Genomic DNA, 21773 nt, shown 5'->3' on the forward strand with positions numbered 1-21773 from the left:
AAAGAGGTGTTTGGAGTGAACATGATAACAAAACAACAAGTTCAACGTTTTTTATTTGTGTGCGGCATCATTCTTACTTCATACTTTTTATTTGTTTCTCTCGCACAATATACCTATCCATTTATCATTGCGATTTTCTTTGCCTATTTGCTGAACCCAGTAGTAGATTGGTTAAGCACTTCGTTTAAACTTCCGAGAGGACTAGCTGTATTTCTTTCCATTGTATTTATTTTAACAGTTATAACTGCAATTATTTCCATTCTTGTTGTCGAGCTTATTAATGGGACAGCCTATTTGGCAAATAACCTGCCCGAAAGCTTTAAAATGTTTGTTCAATATATGGAACAATGGATCACGAATGAAGTCATGCCTATTTATGAAAAATTAGCATCTATTTATCAAAGTCTTGAGCCTAGTCAACAAAAAGCCATTCTGGACCATGTGAAACAAACTGGAGAAAATATTGCGTCAACTGGTGCTGACACATTACAAAATTTCCTGCAAGAAATTCCGACACTACTTAGCAAGCTACCTAGCTATATCACCGTTTTGATTTTTTCATTAATGGGGACTTTTTTTATCAGTAAAGACTGGCCAACTTACAAGCTAATGCTGCGTCGGAAAACCTCCTCCAATGTACGACAATCTGGTGTACAAGTCACAACTGGATTGAAAAGAGCTTTTACAGGTTATATCAAAGCACAGTTTACTCTAATCTCCATTACAGCTTGTATTGTACTTATTGGCTTATTTATCTTGCGAGTCGACTATGCTGTTACCATTGCATTTCTAACGGGAATCGTAGATATTTTGCCTTATGTAGGGACAGGAATTGTGTTCATCCCTTGGATTCTTTATTGTTATTTTACAGGTAATATGTATTTAACAATTGGATTGTCCATTCTATTTGTAACGGTAGTCGTTCAAAGACAACTGATGGAACCTAAAATTCTCTCACAAAGTATTGGTGTGAACCCTTTAGCTACTTTAGTTGCTTTATTTGTTGGGTTTCAGTTATGGGGATTTTCCGGACTGATTATTGGCCCAACATTGGCTGTCGTTGGAAACACCCTTTATCAATCCGGACTGTTTCATAGTGTGGCTGCCTATATCAAAGGAGAGGAATCTTAACGACGGAAAATTGTAATGGTTCCTCTGCTCAACATTTTTGAAAGAATAGCCTTCATCCAAAGTTTGATTGGACGCCTGGAGACAGGGATTAATAATAAAAAACCGATTGTATCGGTTATAAAACCTGGTGTCACTAAAAAAGCTGCGCCTAACAAAATGCAAATTCCATCTATTATTTGTTCATGTGGTACTTGCCCAACATTTATAGATTGCCTAGCACGATTTAATGCTTCTGTGCCTTGTTGCTTGGCTAACCATGCACCAATGACACCTGTTAAGATAATGAGGCAGACCACCCACCATGGACCAATAATACCTCCTGCCCAAACGAAGATGCCAATTTCTAACGCTGGCACGATAAGAATTAATAATAGAATCCATTTAAACATAGCCATCTCCCCTTTTCCAAATCCGTATCGATTCTAAGAGTCTAGGATGAAGAAAAAAGAAGGGATATCCCTTCTTTTTCATTTAAAGTACGGAAGCATGGCCTCCATAAATATCCCCTTTGCTGGCATCAATGGTAATATCGCTTTTGTCTTCAATGATATCTACCGCTTTTTCGACACCAACAATGACTGGAATTCCTAAGCTTAATCCGACTATGGCAGCATGTGAAGTAAGTCCGCCTTCTTCGGTTATAATGCCACTTGCTTTCTCAATGGCTGGCATCATTTCTTTATCCGTTCCATAGGTTACAATGATGTCGTCGTCTTCCACTTTAGAAAGGGCCTCTTCGGCATTTTTCACAACAACTGCTCGACCATAGGCGTTTCCTTTCCCTACACCCTGTCCTTTAGCTAAAACGTCTCCAACGACGTGGACTTTTAACAGATTGGTTGTGCCTGCTTCGCCTACTGGTACACCAGCCGTAATAATCACACGACTTCCACGGTTAAAGAGACCTGTAGAAAGTCCGCGATCGACTGCGATGTCTAACATATGATCGGTAGACTCTGCTTGTTCTCCCATAACTGCTGTTACGCCCCAAACAAGAGAAAGTCTTCTCTTAGAACGTTCGTCAAAAGTTACAGCTATGATCGGTGCTTTCGGGCGGTATTTTGAAATCATTCGTGCCGTATAACCACTTTGTGTCGGTGTAAGAATAGCATCGACATCTAAGTTCATTGCAGAGTGAGTGACAGATTGACTAATCGCATCGGTAATCGTCATATCACTATGTTTAGAACGGATATCTAGAATGGCTTTATGATCTAGAGCCGTTTCCGCTTTTGTTGCGATGTTACTCATCGTTCTTACTGCTTCAACAGGATAATCCCCTGCAGCTGTCTCACCAGAAAGCATGATTGCATCTGTGCCGTCAAAAATCGCATTCGCTACATCCGAAGCTTCTGCACGAGTAGGACGAGGATTTCGCTGCATGGAATCAAGCATTTGTGTCGCCGTAATAACTGGTTTACCTGCTGTGTTACACTTACGAATCATGTCTTTTTGTACAAGTGGTACATCTTCTGGTGGGATTTCTACCCCAAGATCTCCACGAGCAACCATTAAGCCATCACTTACTTGAAGAATTTGTTCTAAATTATCGACACCTTCACGGTTTTCGATTTTTGGAATGATATTGATGTGGGTTGCCCCATTTTCTTCTAATAGCTCGCGGATTTCTAATACATCGGAAGCACGACGCACAAAGGAGGCGGCGATAAAGTCAACGCCTTGTTCAATTCCGAACTTAATATCCGCAGCATCCTTGTCCGTAATACCAGGTAGGTTTACACTGACATTTGGCACATTTACCCCTTTTTTATTTTTTAGTAATCCGGAGTTTAATGCTACCGTTTTTAGTTCATTTTTTTCTTTGTCGACTTCTACAACTTCAAGTTCAATCAATCCGTCATCTAATAAGAGTTTGGATCCAACATGCACATCATGAATAAGATGAGGATATGTAACTGAAATCTTTTCAGCAGTCCCCTCGATTTCTTCCATCGAAACATAAACATTAGCACCTTTGTTTAGTTGAGCTTGTCCATCCTTTAGGACTCCGGTGCGAATTTCTGGCCCTTTCGTATCTAACAAAATAGCAACTGTCTTTCCAGTGCGTTTAGCCGCTTCTCTAATATTAACGATTCGTTGACCATGTTCCTCAAAGTCGCCGTGTGAAAAGTTTAGTCTTGCCACATTCATTCCAGATTCGATTAAATCAACAAGCTTTTCAACCGATTCCGAAGCTGGTCCAATCGTACAAACAATTTTTGTCTTTCTCATTACACTTCCTCCTAGCATTCTCTTGTGACACAATAGCTGTTAAATGGATAATTCTTTGGATAGACGATACATATCCTCATCAATCGTATGTGGTTGCTGCAAAATTTCAATAATATCGTGGTCTACTAACTTATTGTTTTGAATACCAACCATACGGCCTGCTTTTCCTTCGAGTAGAAGATCAACCGCTTTAGCTCCTAGGCGACTAGCTAGCACACGATCATTAGCTGTAGGAGAACCACCGCGCTGAATATGACCTAAAATGGTCACCCTCGTTTCTAGGTTTGTAGCTTCTTTTATACGTTTTCCGTAATCAAATCCACTTCCAACACCTTCGGCCAGGACAATGATACTGTGTTTCTTACCACGTTCATGTCCTTTTTTCAGACGATCTACTACCTCATTAAATTCATCTGGCTGTTCTGGTATAAGGATGCTTTCCGCACCGTCTGCTAAACCAGACCAAAGCGCTAAATCTCCAGCATGTCTACCCATCACTTCAATGACATATGTACGTTCGTGAGATGTTGCTGTGTCGCGAATCTTATCAATCGCCTCAATGACTGTGTTCAACGCTGTATCGAATCCAATGGTGAAGTCCGTTCCTGGAATATCATTATCAATCGTCCCAGGCACACCTATACAAGGATACCCTTTTTTTGTTAATTTTTCGGCCCCCTGAAATGAACCATCTCCACCAATAACGATCAAACCTTCGATGCCAAATTTTTTCAACTGTTCGATTCCTTTATCTTGCCCTTCTTCCGTTTTAAATTCTTCACAGCGAGCAGAGTAAAGAATCGTTCCACCACGTTGGATAATATCCCCAACGGAACCGAGTTCCATCTTTTTAATATTCCCGTCGATAAGACCTTGATACCCGTTATAAATCCCGTACACTTCCACATCATGATATATCGCTTTTCTAACTACCGCACGAACAGCAGCATTCATACCAGGTGCATCGCCGCCACTAGTTAAAACGCCAATTTTTTTCATTCTTCTTCACCTCTATAACAAAAGTATATTCTACCTGTTACTTTTCTCCCCATTACACCATAATCCTAAACAAAAGAATTTTCAAATAGAATTATACCGTAATCTAATTCTATTCTCACTAGATATAGGAATATTTAACCGAATTTACGTAATTTTAATCGTATAAACATAGCCTCTTGCTTATACGCAAGAGGCATCACATTATTCGGAATAGTCTCCGATTTGTTTATATTTTTCCCAGCGCTTCTCTAACAATGCTTCTGATTCTATTCGCCGAAGTTCTTCTAGAGACTTTACTAGCACTTTTTCAATAGCTTGTGCTTGCTCGTCCACATTCCGGTGAGCACCACCACTTGGTTCCTGAATGATCTCATCAATTAAACCTAAAGATTTCAAATCATAAGATGTAATTTGCATCGTTTCCGCTGCACGTTGAGCTTGTGTGGAATCCTTCCATAATAATGCAGCTGCACCTTCTGGTGAGATAACCGAATAGGTAGAGTTCTCCAACATGTGGATATGGTCCCCTACGCCTATACCTAGAGCTCCGCCACTTCCGCCTTCTCCGATGACGACACAAATGATTGGAACGCGTAGACCAGCCATTTCCATTAGGTTGCGAGCAATCGCTTCACTCTGGCCTCTTTCCTCTGCTGCCTTCCCAGGGTAAGCGCCTTTCGTATCTATAAAACTAATGATTGGTCGATTAAATTTATCGGCTTGCTTCATATGTCGTAAAGCTTTACGGTATCCCTCCGGGTGTGGACTTCCAAAATTTCTTCGAATGTTTTCTTTTGTGTTTTTTCCTCTTTGGTGTCCAACAATCGTTACAGGTTGTCCGTTAAACTTTGCTATCCCCGACACAATTGCTTCGTCATCCGCAAACAAACGATCTCCATGGAACTCAATAAAGTCCGTAAACAGCTTTTGTATATAATCCAACGTTGTCGGTCTCTCCGCGTGTCGAGCAATTTGGACTCGATCCCAAGGTTTTAAGTTTTGGTAAATATCTTTTTCAAGCCTCGTTAGCCTTTCCTCCATACGAGCAATTTCTTCAGTTAGGTCCACATCACTATTTTTTGTAATCGTTTTTAACTCTTCGATTTTATCCTTTAGTTCGAGAACCGGCTTTTCAAACTCCAGTGCCTGCTTCATGAAGCGTTCCCTCCCGTATAATGGATGTCAAGGATTGTCCCCAATACTTCCTTCATGTCAAGCCGGTTAATCACTTTATCAAGTTGACCATGCTCTAGCTGGAATTCAGCGGTTTGGAAATCATCTGGTAATTCTTCTCGAATCGTTTGTTCGATAATTCTTCGTCCTGCGAAGCCAATTAAAGCTCCTGGTTCTGCAAAGTTATAATCTCCTAACGATGCAAAGCTTGCAGATACACCGCCAGTAGTCGGATTGGTCATGACAGAAATCATTAATCCACCAGCTCGACTAAGACGTTCAATCGCTACCGAAGTTTTGCTCATTTGCATGAGGCTTAGCATTCCTTCCTGCATTCTGGCTCCACCAGAGGCCGTAAAGATAATAAACGGCAGAGAGGAATCTTTCGCTTTTTCAATAGCACGAGCAATTTTTTCGCCTACGACGGAGCCCATACTTCCCATTCGAAAGCGAGCATCCATTACAGCGATAACCGTTTCGATCCCGTTAATAGAACCTTTTCCAGTTACGACCGCTTCGTTCAGTCCCGTTTTGTTACGATCCTTTTCAAGCTTTTGTTCATAATCAGGAAATTGTAACGGATTATTCGTTGTCATGCCTTTATCCCACTCGACAAACGTATCTGGATCTAATAAGCTATGAATTCTCGTTAAGGCATCGATTTGGTGATGATAGCCACATTGAGGACATACATTTAAGTTTTTTTCCATTTCTTTACGATAAAATATCTTTTGACATCCCATACACTTTTGCATAATTCCTTGAGGAACATCTTGCTTCGCTTCCTCTCTAGGAATGGGTGCATATTTCTTCTTTTTATTAAAAAAATCCTTTAGCAAGGGATATTCCTCCTTTAGTGAAATCCAGAAGGTTTTAAGTTCTTGATATGGTTCCCTTATCCTTCTTTGTAAAAGTCATCAAACAATGGCTCTATAGTTTCATAACGCTTATTTCTATATGCTTCTACCAAAGCATCGTAAAGAGATGGCTCATAAGAGATTTGATGCACGGTATGAGAAAAGTCCTCTACTAATTGCCATATCTTGTACATTAAATAATTGTGTGAAATTTGAAAGATAAGCAAAAAGAACGAGTGGTGCTTATCCTTCTCCTCCATGTTTGTATTGGAACATATAGCTTGTAATTCTGTGAGAATATCGTCCGTCATATTGGAAAAAGCTAGCTTTGCTGCTTCTTTTTCCATTATTTTTTTCGTGGACAAGATATCTTTTTTAGTCTTGGGCTCATGCAGGATAAAGGTAGATAATAGCTCAACCGTATGATGGGTTCTGTATTGTCTGAGAAATGTACCTTCTCCTCGCCTTGTCTCGATTAATCCTAACAGCTCTAGCGCCCTCAAAGCCTCTCGTACAGACGATCTGCCCGCATCTAATTGTTCCGCCAATTCTCTTTCTGATGGAAGCTTATCCCCCGGTGATAATTGATGATTAGTAATATAATTGCGAATCTCGCTTAAAACTTCTTCATAAACCTTTGCTTTTTCAGATTGAATCAATGACGGGTAGCCTCCTTAAAAGTCCATCGGCTAATCTTCAATTAGAGTTAATCTTCTCGTCTTTTCAGCGATATCTTCTGGATCTACTTGGATTCTTGCAACTCCAGAGTCCATAGCCGCTTTTGCCACACTTGCCGCAACAGCAGGAGCAACTCTTGGGTCAAATGGAGCTGGAATAACATAATCCTCATTTAATTCATGATCACTAATTAAAGCAGCAATCGCTTCTGCAGCAGCGATCTTCATTTTTTCGTTTATTCGGGTAGCGCGAACATCCAACGCACCTCTGAAAATACCAGGAAATGCAAGTACATTATTCACTTGGTTCGGAAAATCAGAACGACCTGTTCCAATTACTCGAGCACCAGCATTTTTTGCAGCTTCCGGCATGATTTCAGGGTCAGGATTTGCCATCGCAAAAATAATAGAATCGTCGTTCATACTACGGACCATATCTTCTGAAAGCAATCCACCAACTGAAACACCAATAAAGACGTCAGCACCCTGCATGACTTCTTCCAGGTTACCTTCGATTTTATCCTTGTTCGTTATTCTAGCTACTTCATCCTTGACTTCGTTCATCCCATATTTACGCCCATCGAAAATAGCGCCTTTTGAATCACACATAATCATATCTCTAACACCAAAACTATAAAGTAATTTAATAATAGCAATACCCGCTGCCCCAGCACCATTGGCTACGACTTTAATATCTGAGAATTTTTTTCCTACTAATTTTAGTGCATTTAATAGACCTGCGACGGTAACAATAGCGGTTCCGTGTTGATCGTCATGAAATATAGGTATGTTTGTTTCTCTTTTTAATCGTTCTTCAATGACAAAACAGTTCGGTGCTGCAATATCCTCAAGGTTTACACCACCAAATGTTGGTTCCATCAATTTAACCGTTCGAACGATTTCATCCACATCGTGTGTATCTAAACAAATAGGAAAAGAATCTACACCTGCAAAGCTTTTGAATAAAACGGACTTCCCTTCCATAACAGGTAGTGCTGCTTCTGGGCCGATATTTCCCAGACCTAATACGGCTGAACCATCACTGACAACTGCTACCATGTTGCCTTTCATCGTGTATTCATACACAGCTTCTTTTTGGTCATATATTTCTTTACAAGGTTCCGCAACACCTGGAGAATAAGCTAAACTTAAATCTCTGGCATTTTTAACTGGTATTTTGGATTGTGTGGTTAATTTCCCTTTGTTTATACGATGAATATGTAAGGCTTCATCTCTTAAATTTGACAACTAAAACCCGCTCCTTTATCCATTCAGAGAATTGAAATGTACGACTTTTCCAAAATTGGTCTGACCACTTAACTACTATATTATAACAGATGGAAAAAGAGTGTAAAGTAGATGCACTTCTATCCTTTTTCCCATTTTTATCTATTAGAGGTTGTTCAAAAACTCCGGTAAAAAGGACACGGCGATTTTCTTCGTTAGCTTGCTTCTCCGGTGCTCACGTATCTATAGGAAGGTGGATTTTCTGCTAAAGTCGTGCACGTCCTGTGCACAACGCAGAAGTCAGCACATCCTGTGCAAGTCCGCTCCTCTAAGCTGCAATGCCTCGAACTTCTTGGTCCTTTTCATCCTCCTTTTTGAACACGCACTATTACAAAATCCTTATGCTATAAACAATACGTCTATTAAGACCGTTTAATGACCACATTTTCTTTGCCGAACGTACGGCTTAATGCTTGGATGCAATCCCTGGTCAGCTTTACATTATATTTTCCAGCAAGCTGATAAGATGTATTCTTCTGTTGATGATACATAATGATGGGGACTGTACCGGGATACTGATCCGCAATTGTGCTCATTTTTTCTAGTACTTTTTGATCATTTTGATCCGTTATTTTTAAAAATACCCGTTGCTCAACTTTTACCGTTAGTTCTTCTTCCTGAAAAGGACGGATTTCCTCTAGGACCCATTGTAGCCTTTCATTTCGCTTTTCAACCTTCCCTTTCAAGAAAACCATCGATTCTTCCTTCAACCATTTGCTAATATTTCGATATAACTCCGGAAACACAACCCCATCCATTTCATCCGTTTCATCCCCTAAAGTTACGAATGCCATGGACTCTCCTCGTTTCGTTCGAATCGTTTTTACCTCTTGTATAATCGCACAGCCAAGCAACTGTTTTTGACCAATTAGCTTGCGAGCATTTCGAAACGTAATATACCCGTTCGTTCGTAAAAGATTACGATACTCCGTTAAAGGGTGACTCGATAAATAGATACCTAACACTTCTTTTTCCATTTCAAGTTTTTTAATTTGCGAGAAATCCTCTACCTCTACGTATGAACCATCTAATTGAACATCCCCTTCAAAAAAGGAGGGTTGATCATCAAACTCTTTAAATAGTTCTGCCTGTTCTCTGGCTTGATCAATCGTTGCGAGCATACTAGCTCGATTGGCATACGTTTCGTCAAAGGCACCAGACATTACTAGGGTTTCTATAATCGGGCGAGTTACGACTTTCAAAGAGACACGCATACAAAAATCAAATAAATGCTTGTACGGACCGTTTTTTCTCCCTTTTATTATTTCTGAGATGACCTGATGGCCAATTCCTTTAAGGGTTAGAAATCCAACTCGAAGCTTCCCTTTATCTACGATGAATCTGCCATAACTTTTATTAATAGAAGGTGGCAAAGTTGGAATCCCAAGTTCACTAGCTTCTTTTATATAGACGCGAACCTTTTCTTGTTGATTCGAAACCGAGCTTAACAGCTCTGCCATAAAGAAAGCTGGATAATGCGCTTTTAGATAAGCAAGTTGATAGGAAATGACACTGTAAGCAACGGCGTGACTTCGGTTAAAGCCATAATTAGCAAATCGAACAATCCAAGTAAAAATTTCTTCCGCTATAGCAGACTCGTAGCCTTGTTCCATACACCCCCTTATGAATAATTCCTTCTGTTCATGCATGACAGCCTGGTCTTTTTTGGATATTGCTCTTCTTAATAGATCAGCTTGCCCTAAACGGAATCCAGCCATCTGATGGGCAATTTGCATAATTTGTTCCTGATATACCAACACACCATAGGTCTTTTCCAATATCGATTTTAATACAGGGTGTGGATAGGTGACAGGCTCTTGTTTATGCTTCCGTTTTACATAGGTTGGGATGTATTCCATCGGTCCTGGACGATATAAAGCATTGACTGCTACTACATCTTCAAATTCCGTTGGCTTCAAAGAAGATAGCACCTGTTGCATTCCTTGAGATTCCAATTGAAAAATACCATTCGTTGCACCGGATTGCAGAAGAGAAAATGTTTGATCATCTTGGTATGGAATGTCTTCTAATCGGAAGTTAGAATTGACATTTCGTTGAATCGATTGAACGATTCTTTCCATTAAACTCAAATTTCTCAGCCCTAAAAAGTCCATTTTTAATAAGCCGAGCTGTTGCACTTCATTCATTGCATATTGAGTCAACGCAATTTCGTTATGACCAGCCATTAAAGGGACATACTTCTTCAATGGACTTTTACTGATTAAAACACCCGCAGCATGAGTGGATACGTGACGTGGAAGCCCTTCTAATTTACGAGCAATTTGGATTAATTTCCTTAACAAATCGTTTCGTTGAATGTATTCGTTTAACTCTTGTGATTGCTGGATGGCATCTATCAAACTGCCAGAAGAGCTCGGTAACTGCTTTAACACAAAGGCGAGATCTTGTGCATCCATATTCATTGTTTTTCCTAATTCACGGATCACGGACCTTGCCGCAAATGTTCCAAATGTCGCAATTTGCGCTACGTGCTCAGCGCCGTATTTCCCTTGTACATACTGAATGACTTCATCCCGCCTATGATCTGAAAAGTCGATATCAATATCCGGCATTGTTACTCGCTCTGGGTTTAAAAATCTTTCAAACAATAAATCATGCTCTAACGGATCGACATCCGTAATCGATAACAAGTAAGCAACGAGAGAGCCTGCCGCCGATCCTCTTCCTGGGCCAACCATTATCCCATTTTCTTTTGCATATTTGATAAAATCCCAAACGATGAGAAAGTAGTCACTAAAGTTCATTTTTTGTATAACAGAAAGCTCGTAATTTAATCGCTCTTTTACTTCCTGCAACCTTTGATCATACCTTGTTTCTATCGCTTGAAAACATATGTTTTGTAAGAACGTAAAAGCATCAGTATCATTGGGAACCGGATAGGATGGGAGTAACGGTTGATCAAACTCTATGGTGACGTTACACGCTTCCGCAATTCGATTCGCTTCCTCCAGAAGCTTAGCCCATTTCCCAGGAAATCGGTCAATCATTTCTTGATGAGAGGCGAAATGTTGCTGTGAAGATTCTCGGTTAGAATCAGCATGCCATTTCCGTCCATCTTTCATCGCTTGCAAGCAAACATATGCTTCCTCATCTTCCGTGTTCACATATCGAACATCACGAATTGCGGTGTACGCAATCGATTTGGTAAAGTGCTGACGGATGACTTCCATATCCTGTAGAATTTCATCTCTCGCTTCCGGTATTCCAATGTAAAAATTCCCTTCACGAAATAACGTCGTCCATTTCTTTAGATAATCCTGCATACCTTCCATCAAGTCATCTTCAATAAAACCGTGTAGGCTCGAGTTCGACCAAGGCAATATTCCAATCAAATGGTCTGTGTACAAGTTTAACTCGGAAAAAAGAAGCTCCGTATGATGATTAAGTTGAAGCATACTACTTAATTGTATGAGCTGTTCATATCCTTTATTATTTTTAGCTAGAAGGATGCAAGGCTCTCGTTTTTCATCCTGCTGAACAAACACAACCATTCCTATAATCGGCTTAATACCAACCTTTTGACAAGCACGATAAAATGGTACAACTCCATGTAACACCATTTCATCTGTAATGGTGAGTGCTGAATATCCTTTCTCCATTGCTGCTTGGACGAGATGATCGATAGATATCGTGCTCTTCATTAAACTGTAGCCTGTCCGAATCTGCAAATGTGTAAAATCCATTTTTTCTCCCGCCTTTTCTATACGTCTATTATATCGAATTCGCAAGTCTGTTGAAACGAATAACATAACTTGTCTACCTGTATCATAAAATGGAATAAGGCTTTTAATGGGAACAAACCAACACATGTCTCTGTTACATACTATTTATAAAGGGTGAACAGCTATGGAGGAAGAACGATTTATTTCATCCATTATTCATTGTTATTTTATTGCGCTAGGCGTTATTTTGGGTGGAACATTTATTGGTAGTATCGGGGCATTTGCTACTGGTGAACCACCGATGACTATTATGAGACGCATTGCAAGAGGGTTACGAATCTGGGCAATTGTAGCTGCTATTGGTGGAACATTTGACGCCATTTCAAATTTTGAACGAGGAATTTACGAGGGCTCTACCATCGACATCGTGAAGCAAGTTCTTCTGATTGTATTTGCCATGGCAGGGGTTCAGACTGCTTTATTAATCATTGAATGGTTTACGCAGGAGAGTGTGGACTAATGCATTTTCCACCTTTATTTAAAAAGACAAGCTGGCAACGATTTCTAGCAGGGTGCTTTGTCGGTGCAATTTTAGCCTTTATTATTTTCTTATATATGCATGGCCGTCTTTATGAGCAATGGGCTATCGATAATTTAAATCTTCAAAAAAGAATTTCCGAGCTAGAGGATGAAATCGAAATTCTTTCTCAGGAAAAATCTGAATTGGATGAACAAGCCCAGGAACATATGATTGTACAAGAAATCGAAATCATACTCATTAACCAAAAATCATTAAAATTAGACCGACTTGTAGAGCATCAGGCTAAGCAATACATAAAAGATCAAATTAGTGATGTCCTCGGTAAAAAAGTAAGTAGTATCGCCTCCAACGGAAACTTGTTGAAGGCAGCCATCCAAAATAAACAATACACGATTGATGATATGAAGTTTTCTGTATCGGTTAAGACGTTAACGATTGCCCCCATTGTGAAGGTAGAAGTAGAATTAAAACTTGAAAACTAAGGAAAACGTGACAATTTTATAAAATTTTCTGAATTTAATGGCAAAAAAGTACTCACTTTCATATAATTAAGGTAGGAAATCATTTGTAAAGGAGTGACTGATATGTTCATTATTCAAACTCGTCGTCTAATTGACGAGCAGATGAATCGGTTAACGAATGGTTACTCAGCTTATGTTGAAACAAATGAACTCACTCGCCTTATGCAACGCGAAATCACGAAAAGAAACCTACCTGTCATTTTAGACCAAACCGAAAGTGGCTGCTGGTTCATTCCTGAAAAATCAGCTCAAACTTATTAGACCTTCCGTTTATTCGAAGGTCCTTTTTATGGAAAAAAAACAACTTGGAGCCTTCGAAGTGTCAGGCTGCCAAGTTGACTCTTATTATTTTTGATAAGCTTTACATGCTTCTTCTAAATCTGCAAGCACCCGATCCATGTCCTCCCATTTATAAATCGAAGCTCCAGATGCTAATGGATGTCCTCCTCCATCATATTTCGCTGCGATTTCGTTGATAACGGGACCCTTGGAACGGAGGCGAACCCGAATTAATTCATCTTCCTCCACGAAAAACGCCCAGGATAAGACGCCTTCTACGTCTCCTAAAATACCTACTAGCTGACTAGTTTCCATTGCCGAAATGCCGAATTTTTCAAGTGTATCTTTATCAATTCGAATGGCACAAACTCCCGCTTCTGAAACCTCAATATGCTGTAAGATATACCCCTTGAACTTGGCGACATGCTGGGCTGTCGTATAAATCCCATCATACAGAGTAGAGCGATCAAAATCATATGTAACAAGGTCTGCTGCATACTGGAACGTTTTAGATGTCGTACTCGGAAAGAGAAATCGACCTGTATCTCCTACAATTCCACCATATAAAAGACGAGCTGCTTCTGCCGTACAGACGAAGCCTTTCTCTTTTCCTACTAGGTATAGCTCATAAATTAATTCACTTGTGGAACTAGCATTTGTGTCCACCCATATAATATCTCCGTAAGGATCCACATTTGGATGGTGGTCAATCTTAATGATTTCTTTTCCTTTCCCATAACGTTGATCGGAAACTCGAGCTTGATTCGCCGTATCACAGACAATCACTAAGGCATCCCGATAAACTTCATCCTCAATATCATCCATTTCTGCTAAAAAGCTTAAAGATGGATCCTCATCGCCAACTAAATACACCTTTTTCTTTGGAAAACTTCCTTTAATAATCTCCGCTAACCCTTTTTGTGAACCAAATGCATCAGGATCTGGACGCACGTGACGATGGATGATAATGGTTTCATACTGTTTGATTTTTTCTAATATAGAAGTTATCATATTATCCCTCGTTTCCTTTTTCTAGTATATACCGCTTGTTTCTCTAGTAAAAGCTTTAAAAAAACGCTAAAATGGGTAAGGTAGTTTGATATTAGTTAGGAGTAGATAAATATGGTCATATTTCCCATTATAATTGTTCTTTCCTTCGTATTATACATCTATTACAAAGTAGCCATCATTCGAACAAACGAACCTTTATTTCAGCATTATTATCAATCTAAAAGTAAGATATGCTTAGGTATTTTTGTTTTCTTCTTTGGAATAAACCAGTACTTATTTTATGAAACTCGTTTATCCCTTTTCATTGGTATCTTATTTCTTGTTATCGGTGGACTTCAGGCTTGGGATGGGATAAAGAGAACTCGTTTCTACCGAGAACAAGCCCAATCCTTAGAAGCATATGAAGAATGACGATAAGGCTCTTGAAAAAGGGCCTTTTAATGTTTATAGAATAACTAGTGCTAAAAGGCTAGCTCTCCTTAGCGATCAATTAATTGTGCCATAAGAAGTGCCTTCCCTACTAATATCTTTTCGTTAAAAACTTCTACATCCACTTTCGCAAACTTTCTGCTCACTTCCAATAAACGAGGTCTAATATCCAAACGACTATCCAACTGAACCGGTTTAATAAAATAAATCGATAAATTTTCTACAACCAGATTCCCTTTTTTGAATTGACGGAGTAATCGACTACTAGCCTCGGTGACAAAAGATGTAAAAACGCCATAGGACAAAGAGCCCAGCTGATTGGTCATTTGTGGAGTAACTTGGGCTTGATAAACGGTTCCATGTGTTTCATCTTGAACGACCTCAATCCTACTTGTAGCAATATCTTCGATTGTCTCCCCTACTTGCGGCTGACGCTGAATATGCTGCAATGCCTTTAACACATCCTGTCTGGAAATCAATCCAGCCAAACGGTGGTGAGAATCAACAACCGGCATAATTTCGATCCCTTCCCACACCATCATGTGCGCAGCATACGCTAACGAGGTTTCCTTTTGAACCGTCATTGGGTTCTTCGTCATTACCTTTTCTACGGTTAATGTACGATCTTTATCAATTACATCCTTAGATGTAATCATCCCGATCACTCGGTGATTATCATCTAAAACGGGGAATCTGCTGTGCTTCGTCGTTTCGTTCAACTTATACCATTTTTCCAATGAATCACCTTGTGTTACATAATAGGCGTCCTCTAAAGATGTGTAAATATCTTCTACTAATACGATTTCCTTCTTTATTAACTGATCATAGATGGCACGATTAATCATGGCCGCCACTGTGAACGTATCATAACTCGTGGACATAATAGGAAGCTTTTTCTCATCCGCAAGTTTTTTAACATGTTCATCTGTATCGAAGCCACCGGTGATGAGTACCGCCGCTCCCTCTTTTAATGCTAACTCGTGAGCCTCGGTTCGGTTTCCGATGATTAATAAGGAATCTTTCTCCGTGTACCTCATCATTGCATCAAGCTTCATTGCACCAATAACAAATTTATTCAGGGTTTTATAAAGCCCTTCTCTGCCACCTAAAACTTGCCCATCGACAATGCTAATGATTTCCGCAAATGTCAGGTTTTCAAAGTTTTCTTTTTTCTTTCTTTCAATCCGGATGGTCCCGACTCGTTCTATGGTACTTACAAGTCCTTGGTTTTCCGCTTCTTTAATTGCTCTATAAGCAGTTCCTTCACTCACATCAAGTTCTTTCGCAATTTGTCTCACGGATATTTTATTTCCAACGGTTAAAGTTTCTATAAATTCGAGGATTTGTTCATGTTTGGTTGCCAAATCGTTCACCAATCTTTCAACTGTACTAATTCAACTATATGTTATGTATTATACAGATGATTGAAGGCTGTATCAATTTAATCTTTTTATTATTCCGAAAATAGGATCGTGTCCCATAACAGAATTCCTAGCAAACTATCATTCCACTCGTCTTTCACTCAACTTTCTCATCCATAAAAATATATAACAGTTTCTATCTATATATACGCTGTCTCACCTATTTTGTGGATTCTGTTTTACTGTTTGGTAGAGAAGCTGGGATATAACCATAACTTTCACTCTTTAGACGAACGATTACAAGATAGGAAATTTAGAATGTTACTTTTCAATGGTTGGATCTTGATTCATATATGATAGAAAATGCGACGTAGCCCGTTTTAGATGAAGCTATTAGCTGCCGCTACAGCAGAATACTCCGCTTTCCGCGGGCAGCGGAAATCAACATCGCGTGTATATCGAGCAGTTATTAAACCGATGGTTTTTTGTTTAACTATTTTTTTACTTCGCAGCATATATATTATTAGCAACAAAAATAACAAAAGGCACCCTAAAAGAAAAATCCGAACTAATTCGAATGAAAGAAATTCGAACCATAGTTCGGATATTATGATGATTGAAACACATTTGTCCCAGACTCTTGAAAATTATCTATAAATCAATGGATTCTCCTGGTTTCAATGCGATTCCTTTCCCTGGTTTAACCTTACTAGCAAATGCATCGCCATCCTGTTCAATTAACGGAAACGTATTATAATGTACAGGAACGACGTATTTAGCTTTTACCCACTCAGCTGCAATCAGTGCGTCGTCTGGACCCATCGTGAAATTATCTCCTATTGGAAGGAAAGCTAGATCGATATCGTTTAGCTCCCCAATTAATTTGAGATCTGAGAACAATCCAGTATCTCCTGCATGATAGATCGTTTTTCCTTCTGCGAAGAACAGGATCCCTGCAGGCATTCCACCATAAATGACATTTCCTTCTTCATCTGTAAAGGCAGATCCATGAAAGGCTTGCGTCAGCTTCACCCGACCAAAGTCAAAATCATGCGCCCCCCCGATATGTAGAGGATGTGTTTGTAGTCCTCTACTCTCAAAATATACAGCCAATTCGTTAGGGGCAACAACAAGTGCGTTATTGCGCTTGGCAATCTCAATCGTATCGCCCACATGATCGTTGTGCCCATGCGTTAACAAGATCACATCGACTTCCAATGTTTGTGGATCAAGATCTGAGCTTCCGTTTCCCGTAATAAAAGGGTCGATAATAATTTTGTGGTTTTCTGTCTGAATGAGGACAGCAGATTGTCCATGAAAAGAAACTTTCATTTCCCATTCTCCTTTCAAAATTAGATCTACTTCCTTTATACCCAATTAATAGTATTTCCAAGCATTTTCATATAATTGAATAAGAATTGGGTCAATTAGACTATTCACAGGAATCTCTACTTTTTCTCCGTCTGCCTGGATAATTTCAGCATCTTCATCCTTCCCAAAATAAGTCAATCCTTCTAGCATTTTTGTTGTTAAATATCTTGTGTCAACTTGAATTGTTAAATTCTCTACCTCAATAGGATTTCGACTCCCTAATACAAATCCCCAATTTCCAAAGCTTGGAACATCGGTGTGAAAGTTTTCCGTATGCACCCCTGTCGACGCAATCGTATTGGATATAGTCCAATACACGTCTGTCGCAAACACGGGACTTGTTGCTTGTACCATAAATGCACCACCTGGGTTTGTATGGTTTCGAACTAAGGAATAAAACTCCTTCGTGTACAACTTATTTAAACTTTCATTGTTTGGGTCGGGAAGATCAACTAGGATTACATCAAACCACTTCTCGGATTGTTCTAAATATTCAAAGGCATCCATATGAACAACTTGGACCTTTTCATTATCTAGACTCCCTTCATTTAAGTCTAAAAGCCAGCGGTTCTGTTTAGCTAACTGGACGACAGCAGGATCTAAGTCAACAAGCGTGATCGATTCCACGTCCTCGTATTTTAGCGCCTCTTTCGCAGCGACCCCATCTCCTCCCCCTAATATCAACACTTGTTTATGTTCCTCCGCCTGTGCAAAAGTCGGGTGGACAAGAAGTTCGTGATAACGGAATTCATCTATAGAGCTTAACTGCAACTGACCATCTAAATACAGACGGACATCCCCTTCATCTTCCGTCAAAATAATCTTTTGATACTTACTCTCCTCCAAATGAATGATAGGATCCTTGTACAACTTTTGTTCGAACGTAAAGGCCATTTCTTCTCCAAAAATAAAACCCGCTAGCAAGAGTATGACAATAATGGTTCCTACCGAAAAGTGAAGGATAAGCTTCTTGATGTCCTTTCGAAATAACCAAAGTACCACGAGGGCTACCGTTATATTAATAAGGCCGACAAAGAAAGCAGTTTTGACCATTCCTAGATAAGGACGTAGAAAAAAAACAAATAACAACCCTCCAATCAATCCACCAGCATAGTCGGAGAAAAGAACACGGGCTGTACTCCGATTCAAGCTAACACCTAACTCATTTGCTTTTCGAATAAGTATCGGCAATTCAACCCCGGTTAATCCACCAACGATGAACGTTATCAAGTATAAAAATACGGCGTCTGAGCCTGCTGGTGAAAATGCCGTAATCCCAAACATCGCGAAGCTTGAAAAACCACCGATTAATGCAACGAGAAATTCTATGTACACAAACGCAACGATAAGCCTTTTTAGTACCTTTTCACTAAGACTTGCTCCGACTCCCATCCCGGTTAAAAACAATGATATCGTTAACGTGTACTGTTTGACACCATCTCCTAATATATAAGAACCTAATGCACCAAAAAGAACTTCAAAAACGATTCCACAGATGGAAACAATTCCTGAAGCCCAATAAATAAATTTACTTTGATTAACTGCTTGATGATCCATTCCACCACTCCGTTGTATCGTCATTTGCTCTGATAGGAAAAGTCTGGCCCCCTATAGAACCAGACTTATAGTCATTATAATTGTGGCAATTGTTAGGTAATGGATGCCCCAATAACGAAAGCTAAACCGATGGAGACACCTAAAGAAATGACACCTACGGCTATATTATTTTCTTTCAATTTCGATTGAACAGAGAAACCTCGTGTTAGTCCTTCAAAAATAAAATAAGCAATCATCTGGAGAACTACACCATAAGCACCCCATATAATCGTCTCACTAACCGCGACACTGTTATAAATAGCGAAAGATAAAATAATGCAAATTCCGATAATCTTTCCAGAAATGGATAACGCTACAGCTGTATTGCCATTGCTAATTTCTTCCCAATCCTTATATTTTGTAGTAATCCATTCAAAAATAACTAAACCAATAACAACAATGGCAACTGAAATAATAAAATAAACAAACGTTGAAACAAATGGTTCCATTTTACACCCTCCTTATTATTTTCCTGAACCTGGTCCACCACCACGGTAGCCGGACATTCCACGATTTGTTGATGTACCAGTTGTATAGCCACCATAACAACCACCATCTTGGCATTGTCTACGGCGTCTATCCCAATCATCAACATCTAATAATCTACTTAATAAAACATAACTAAAATATGTATTTAAGAAGCTTGGTGAATAATGATTTCGTACAAATTCGTCATTCGCAACTTCAATGATTGTTACATTAGAGTCTTCTTCACTTTGCTTCACGGAAACGAACTGATCAGGATAAGCTAAGATTTGCTGATTATTCTTTATATCACTAATTTCTTCCGGTTTCACTTTTTCTCGTAAAAGTTCTACCATTTCCGGAACTGTGAATCTTCTTGTTGCGTAAATGTTTGCACTTCCGTTATCTGTATCTACTACATCCAATAAGAAAAAGTTATTTGAGATAAGTGCTTCAATGTCATTTGTTGTGGACTGTTTCAGTTGATCTTCTAATTCCGATACAGATGGTTCATCTGGAATATTATCTACAGAAACTTGAGGCTCTGAATCTTCAAATGACATTTGTTGACCACAAGCAGCTAGGAGTGCTAAGCATAGTCCAAGCAATAGAAAAAGAAAGCCTTTCTTCATCACCACAACTCCCTCCTTTCTTTCTATATCAAGTAGGCATAGGAGAGAACCCTTGTCAGAAGCACGACAAGGGTTCTTCTTGCTTACATCCTTACTCTTTGCCTAATTTCTTTTTCAGTGCAGCTAATTCGTCATCAACGCCACTATCTTCCATTGCTTCAAATTCATCATCAAGCGATTTACTAGCTGCCGATAAATCTTCGCTTGTTTCTGCCTCTGCTTCAAACTGCATGACTTTTTCTTCCATTCGTTCAAAACCGCGCTTAGATTCATCATTTCCAATGGAAGACATCGTACGATTAATTTTTGTTTTCGTCTTAGCTGTTTCCGCACGTGCTTTCAAGGAATCTTTCTTCAATTTCATTTCTTGATATTCTTTTTTCATTTCATCTAGTTTTTCACGAAGCATATTAGCATCGGACTTTGCGCGTTCCCAAGAAGCCTGTAAGGAGTCTGCTTGCTCCTGATGGTCTTTTTTATCTTCTAACGCTCTTCTTGCTAAATCTTCATTACCAGCTTCAATTGCTTTTTCTGCTTGAGACTGTCTTTTTTCTACAATCGCTAATGCGTCTTCGTACTTTCTTTTCAACATCTTTTCATTTGCAATTTGCTTTGCAACAGAGCTCTCTACTTCTCGAATATCAGACTCCATATCACGCATGAATTGATCTAGCATTTTCACCGGATCTTCTGCTTTATCTAACATCGCGTTTAATTCTGAACCCACTACTGTACTCACTCGTTTAAAAAATTTAAACATCTATATTCCTCCTTCTTAATTAGAACCTGCAATGATTTTAATTTCATACTCTTCGATTGGATAACCATAGCTAACTTCCACTTCACTATCCCAGCTCTCCAAGCTTAAGTAATGCTCTTCTTCTTCGTCGTAGTAGTCCGCGTAATGGGTCGTTCGCCCATTTATGTTTCGACTACGTCCTTCTCCCACAACGGTAGCATTACCCTCTTCGTCTAAGTAGTACGTCTTGTCTTCATAACTAAGCTGTTTCGGAAACGGTTCAGATACTTGAAGAGGTATCTTATGATAAATACCTAATTCTAACTCATCATCCATCTCAGCAGATAACCAAATGGTATTTCGACCTTCTAACAGTTGATAGGCAATCCATTCGTAGGAATGATCGCGATACGTAATTTTACCTACTACTTCATAATCTGTTAGATCGTAAACCACAATATCACCCACCTGTAAAGATAAAACCGTCCGATCCCTCACTACAGGTCGTTCTTCTTTTTTCTGAAATAATTTGGAGAACAATCCCAAATGGTGCACCTCATTTCTCGGGAATTTTCCCTTACAATTAGTTAATACGAATGAATAGTCCATTCGTTTCATTTTCTTTCATTTATTTATCAAAAATATTATAACAAATACTACCATCTGTTGTTAGTTCCGACTTAGAAGTTCCAAATATGTTTGTTATACTATAGCTATCTATTTAGAAAAACATAAGCGTCCGTTCAGCGACTTACGGGCTGGACTGAGCCATTGTTGACTTATCGTACT

General features: G+C 39.3%; 21 protein-coding genes. 5 read left to right on the forward strand and 16 right to left on the reverse strand.

Going from position 1 to position 21773, the window contains the following annotated elements; translation table 11 throughout:
* Positions 1 to 21: 21 nt before the first annotated feature.
* Entirely contained in the window at positions 22 to 1131 is a 1110-nt protein-coding gene (gene ytvI, locus KO561_RS12435) for a sporulation integral membrane protein YtvI (RefSeq protein WP_231097152.1), read from the forward strand.
* Here the strand turns inward: ytvI and KO561_RS12440 are convergent.
* From KO561_RS12440 to dnaE, 8 genes are all read right to left on the reverse strand, one after another.
* The gene (locus KO561_RS12440) at positions 1128 to 1520 is read right to left on the reverse strand and encodes an FxsA family protein (RefSeq protein ID WP_231093591.1); all 393 of its coding nucleotides are present in this window, start codon (positions 1518 to 1520) and stop codon (positions 1128 to 1130) included. The two genes, ytvI and KO561_RS12440, sit on opposite strands and share 4 nt — an antisense overlap.
* A gap of 82 nt (positions 1521 to 1602) precedes the next feature.
* Positions 1603 to 3363, reverse strand: a complete 1761-nt coding sequence (gene pyk / locus KO561_RS12445) for a pyruvate kinase (RefSeq protein ID WP_231093593.1) — start codon at positions 3361 to 3363, stop codon at positions 1603 to 1605.
* Between the two features lie 39 nt (positions 3364 to 3402).
* Positions 3403 to 4362 carry a 6-phosphofructokinase gene (gene pfkA / locus KO561_RS12450; RefSeq protein ID WP_231093595.1) on the reverse strand — a complete coding sequence of 320 codons (960 nt, stop codon included), beginning with the start codon at positions 4360 to 4362 and terminating at the stop codon, positions 3403 to 3405.
* A 201-nt stretch (positions 4363 to 4563) separates the two neighbouring features.
* Positions 4564 to 5517, reverse strand: coding sequence for an acetyl-CoA carboxylase carboxyl transferase subunit alpha (accA, locus tag KO561_RS12455; RefSeq protein ID WP_231093597.1), 954 nt, complete (start codon positions 5515 to 5517; stop codon positions 4564 to 4566).
* Entirely contained in the window at positions 5514 to 6374 is an 861-nt protein-coding gene (gene accD, locus KO561_RS12460) for an acetyl-CoA carboxylase, carboxyltransferase subunit beta (protein ID WP_231093599.1), read from the reverse strand. Before accD ends, accA begins: the two co-directional genes overlap by 4 nt.
* 56 nt (positions 6375 to 6430) lie before the next feature.
* A complete protein-coding gene (locus tag KO561_RS12465; protein WP_231093601.1) occupies positions 6431 to 7051 on the reverse strand; it encodes a FadR/GntR family transcriptional regulator in 621 nt (206 codons plus the stop codon).
* 30 nt (positions 7052 to 7081) lie between these two features.
* Complete coding sequence (locus KO561_RS12470; RefSeq protein WP_231093603.1) at positions 7082 to 8317, reverse strand: NADP-dependent malic enzyme; 1236 nt, start codon at positions 8315 to 8317, stop codon at positions 7082 to 7084.
* A gap of 401 nt (positions 8318 to 8718) precedes the next feature.
* Positions 8719 to 12060: a DNA polymerase III subunit alpha gene (dnaE, locus tag KO561_RS12475; protein ID WP_231093605.1), complete on the reverse strand. Its 3342-nt coding sequence runs from the start codon at positions 12058 to 12060 to the stop codon at positions 8719 to 8721.
* A 163-nt stretch (positions 12061 to 12223) separates the two neighbouring features.
* Here dnaE and KO561_RS12480 point away from each other — a divergent pair, with 163 nt between their 5' ends.
* The 3 genes from KO561_RS12480 (at position 12224) to KO561_RS12490 (ending at position 13362) form a co-directional block, all read left to right on the forward strand.
* Complete coding sequence (locus KO561_RS12480) at positions 12224 to 12559, forward strand: sporulation membrane protein YtrH (protein WP_231093606.1); 336 nt, start codon at positions 12224 to 12226, stop codon at positions 12557 to 12559.
* Positions 12559 to 13062 carry a sporulation membrane protein YtrI gene (gene ytrI, locus KO561_RS12485; protein WP_231093607.1) on the forward strand — a complete coding sequence of 168 codons (504 nt, stop codon included), beginning with the start codon at positions 12559 to 12561 and terminating at the stop codon, positions 13060 to 13062. The genes KO561_RS12480 and ytrI overlap by 1 nt, the downstream gene beginning before the upstream one ends.
* Positions 13063 to 13164: 102 nt before the next feature.
* Positions 13165 to 13362 (forward strand): YtzJ family protein, encoded by a 198-nt coding sequence (locus KO561_RS12490; RefSeq protein WP_231093608.1) that lies wholly within the window; start codon positions 13165 to 13167, stop codon positions 13360 to 13362.
* 84 nt (positions 13363 to 13446) lie between these two features.
* Here KO561_RS12490 and KO561_RS12495 read toward each other — a convergent pair whose 3' ends face one another.
* Positions 13447 to 14391 (reverse strand): DHH family phosphoesterase, encoded by a 945-nt coding sequence (locus KO561_RS12495; protein ID WP_231093609.1) that lies wholly within the window; start codon positions 14389 to 14391, stop codon positions 13447 to 13449.
* Between the two features lie 111 nt (positions 14392 to 14502).
* Here KO561_RS12495 and KO561_RS12500 point away from each other — a divergent pair, with 111 nt between their 5' ends.
* The gene (locus KO561_RS12500) at positions 14503 to 14802 is read left to right on the forward strand and encodes a YtpI family protein (RefSeq protein WP_231093610.1); all 300 of its coding nucleotides are present in this window, start codon (positions 14503 to 14505) and stop codon (positions 14800 to 14802) included.
* Positions 14803 to 14870: 68 nt separating this feature from the next.
* Here the strand turns inward: KO561_RS12500 and KO561_RS12505 are convergent, their stop codons facing one another.
* From KO561_RS12505 to KO561_RS12535, 7 genes are all read right to left on the reverse strand, one after another.
* A complete protein-coding gene (locus KO561_RS12505) occupies positions 14871 to 16184 on the reverse strand; it encodes a DRTGG domain-containing protein (RefSeq protein WP_231093611.1) in 1314 nt (437 codons plus the stop codon).
* A gap of 648 nt (positions 16185 to 16832) precedes the next feature.
* Positions 16833 to 17513: a metal-dependent hydrolase gene (locus tag KO561_RS12510; RefSeq protein WP_231093612.1), complete on the reverse strand. Its 681-nt coding sequence runs from the start codon at positions 17511 to 17513 to the stop codon at positions 16833 to 16835.
* A gap of 45 nt (positions 17514 to 17558) precedes the next feature.
* Entirely contained in the window at positions 17559 to 19109 is a 1551-nt protein-coding gene (locus tag KO561_RS12515; protein WP_231093613.1) for a polyamine aminopropyltransferase, read from the reverse strand.
* A 92-nt stretch (positions 19110 to 19201) separates the two neighbouring features.
* Positions 19202 to 19597, reverse strand: coding sequence for a DUF350 domain-containing protein (locus tag KO561_RS12520; RefSeq protein WP_231093614.1), 396 nt, complete (start codon positions 19595 to 19597; stop codon positions 19202 to 19204).
* 15 nt (positions 19598 to 19612) lie between these two features.
* The gene (locus tag KO561_RS12525; protein ID WP_231097153.1) at positions 19613 to 20245 is read right to left on the reverse strand and encodes a DUF4247 domain-containing protein; all 633 of its coding nucleotides are present in this window, start codon (positions 20243 to 20245) and stop codon (positions 19613 to 19615) included.
* Between the two features lie 91 nt (positions 20246 to 20336).
* Positions 20337 to 21005, reverse strand: coding sequence for a PspA/IM30 family protein (locus tag KO561_RS12530; protein WP_231093615.1), 669 nt, complete (start codon positions 21003 to 21005; stop codon positions 20337 to 20339).
* 15 nt (positions 21006 to 21020) lie between these two features.
* Positions 21021 to 21530: a DUF4178 domain-containing protein gene (locus KO561_RS12535; RefSeq protein ID WP_231093616.1), complete on the reverse strand. Its 510-nt coding sequence runs from the start codon at positions 21528 to 21530 to the stop codon at positions 21021 to 21023.
* Positions 21531 to 21773 lie beyond the last annotated feature (243 nt).

Origin of the sequence: Radiobacillus kanasensis (genome assembly GCF_021049245.1) — a bacterium.
Classification (GTDB): domain Bacteria; phylum Bacillota; class Bacilli; order Bacillales; family Amphibacillaceae; genus Radiobacillus; species Radiobacillus kanasensis.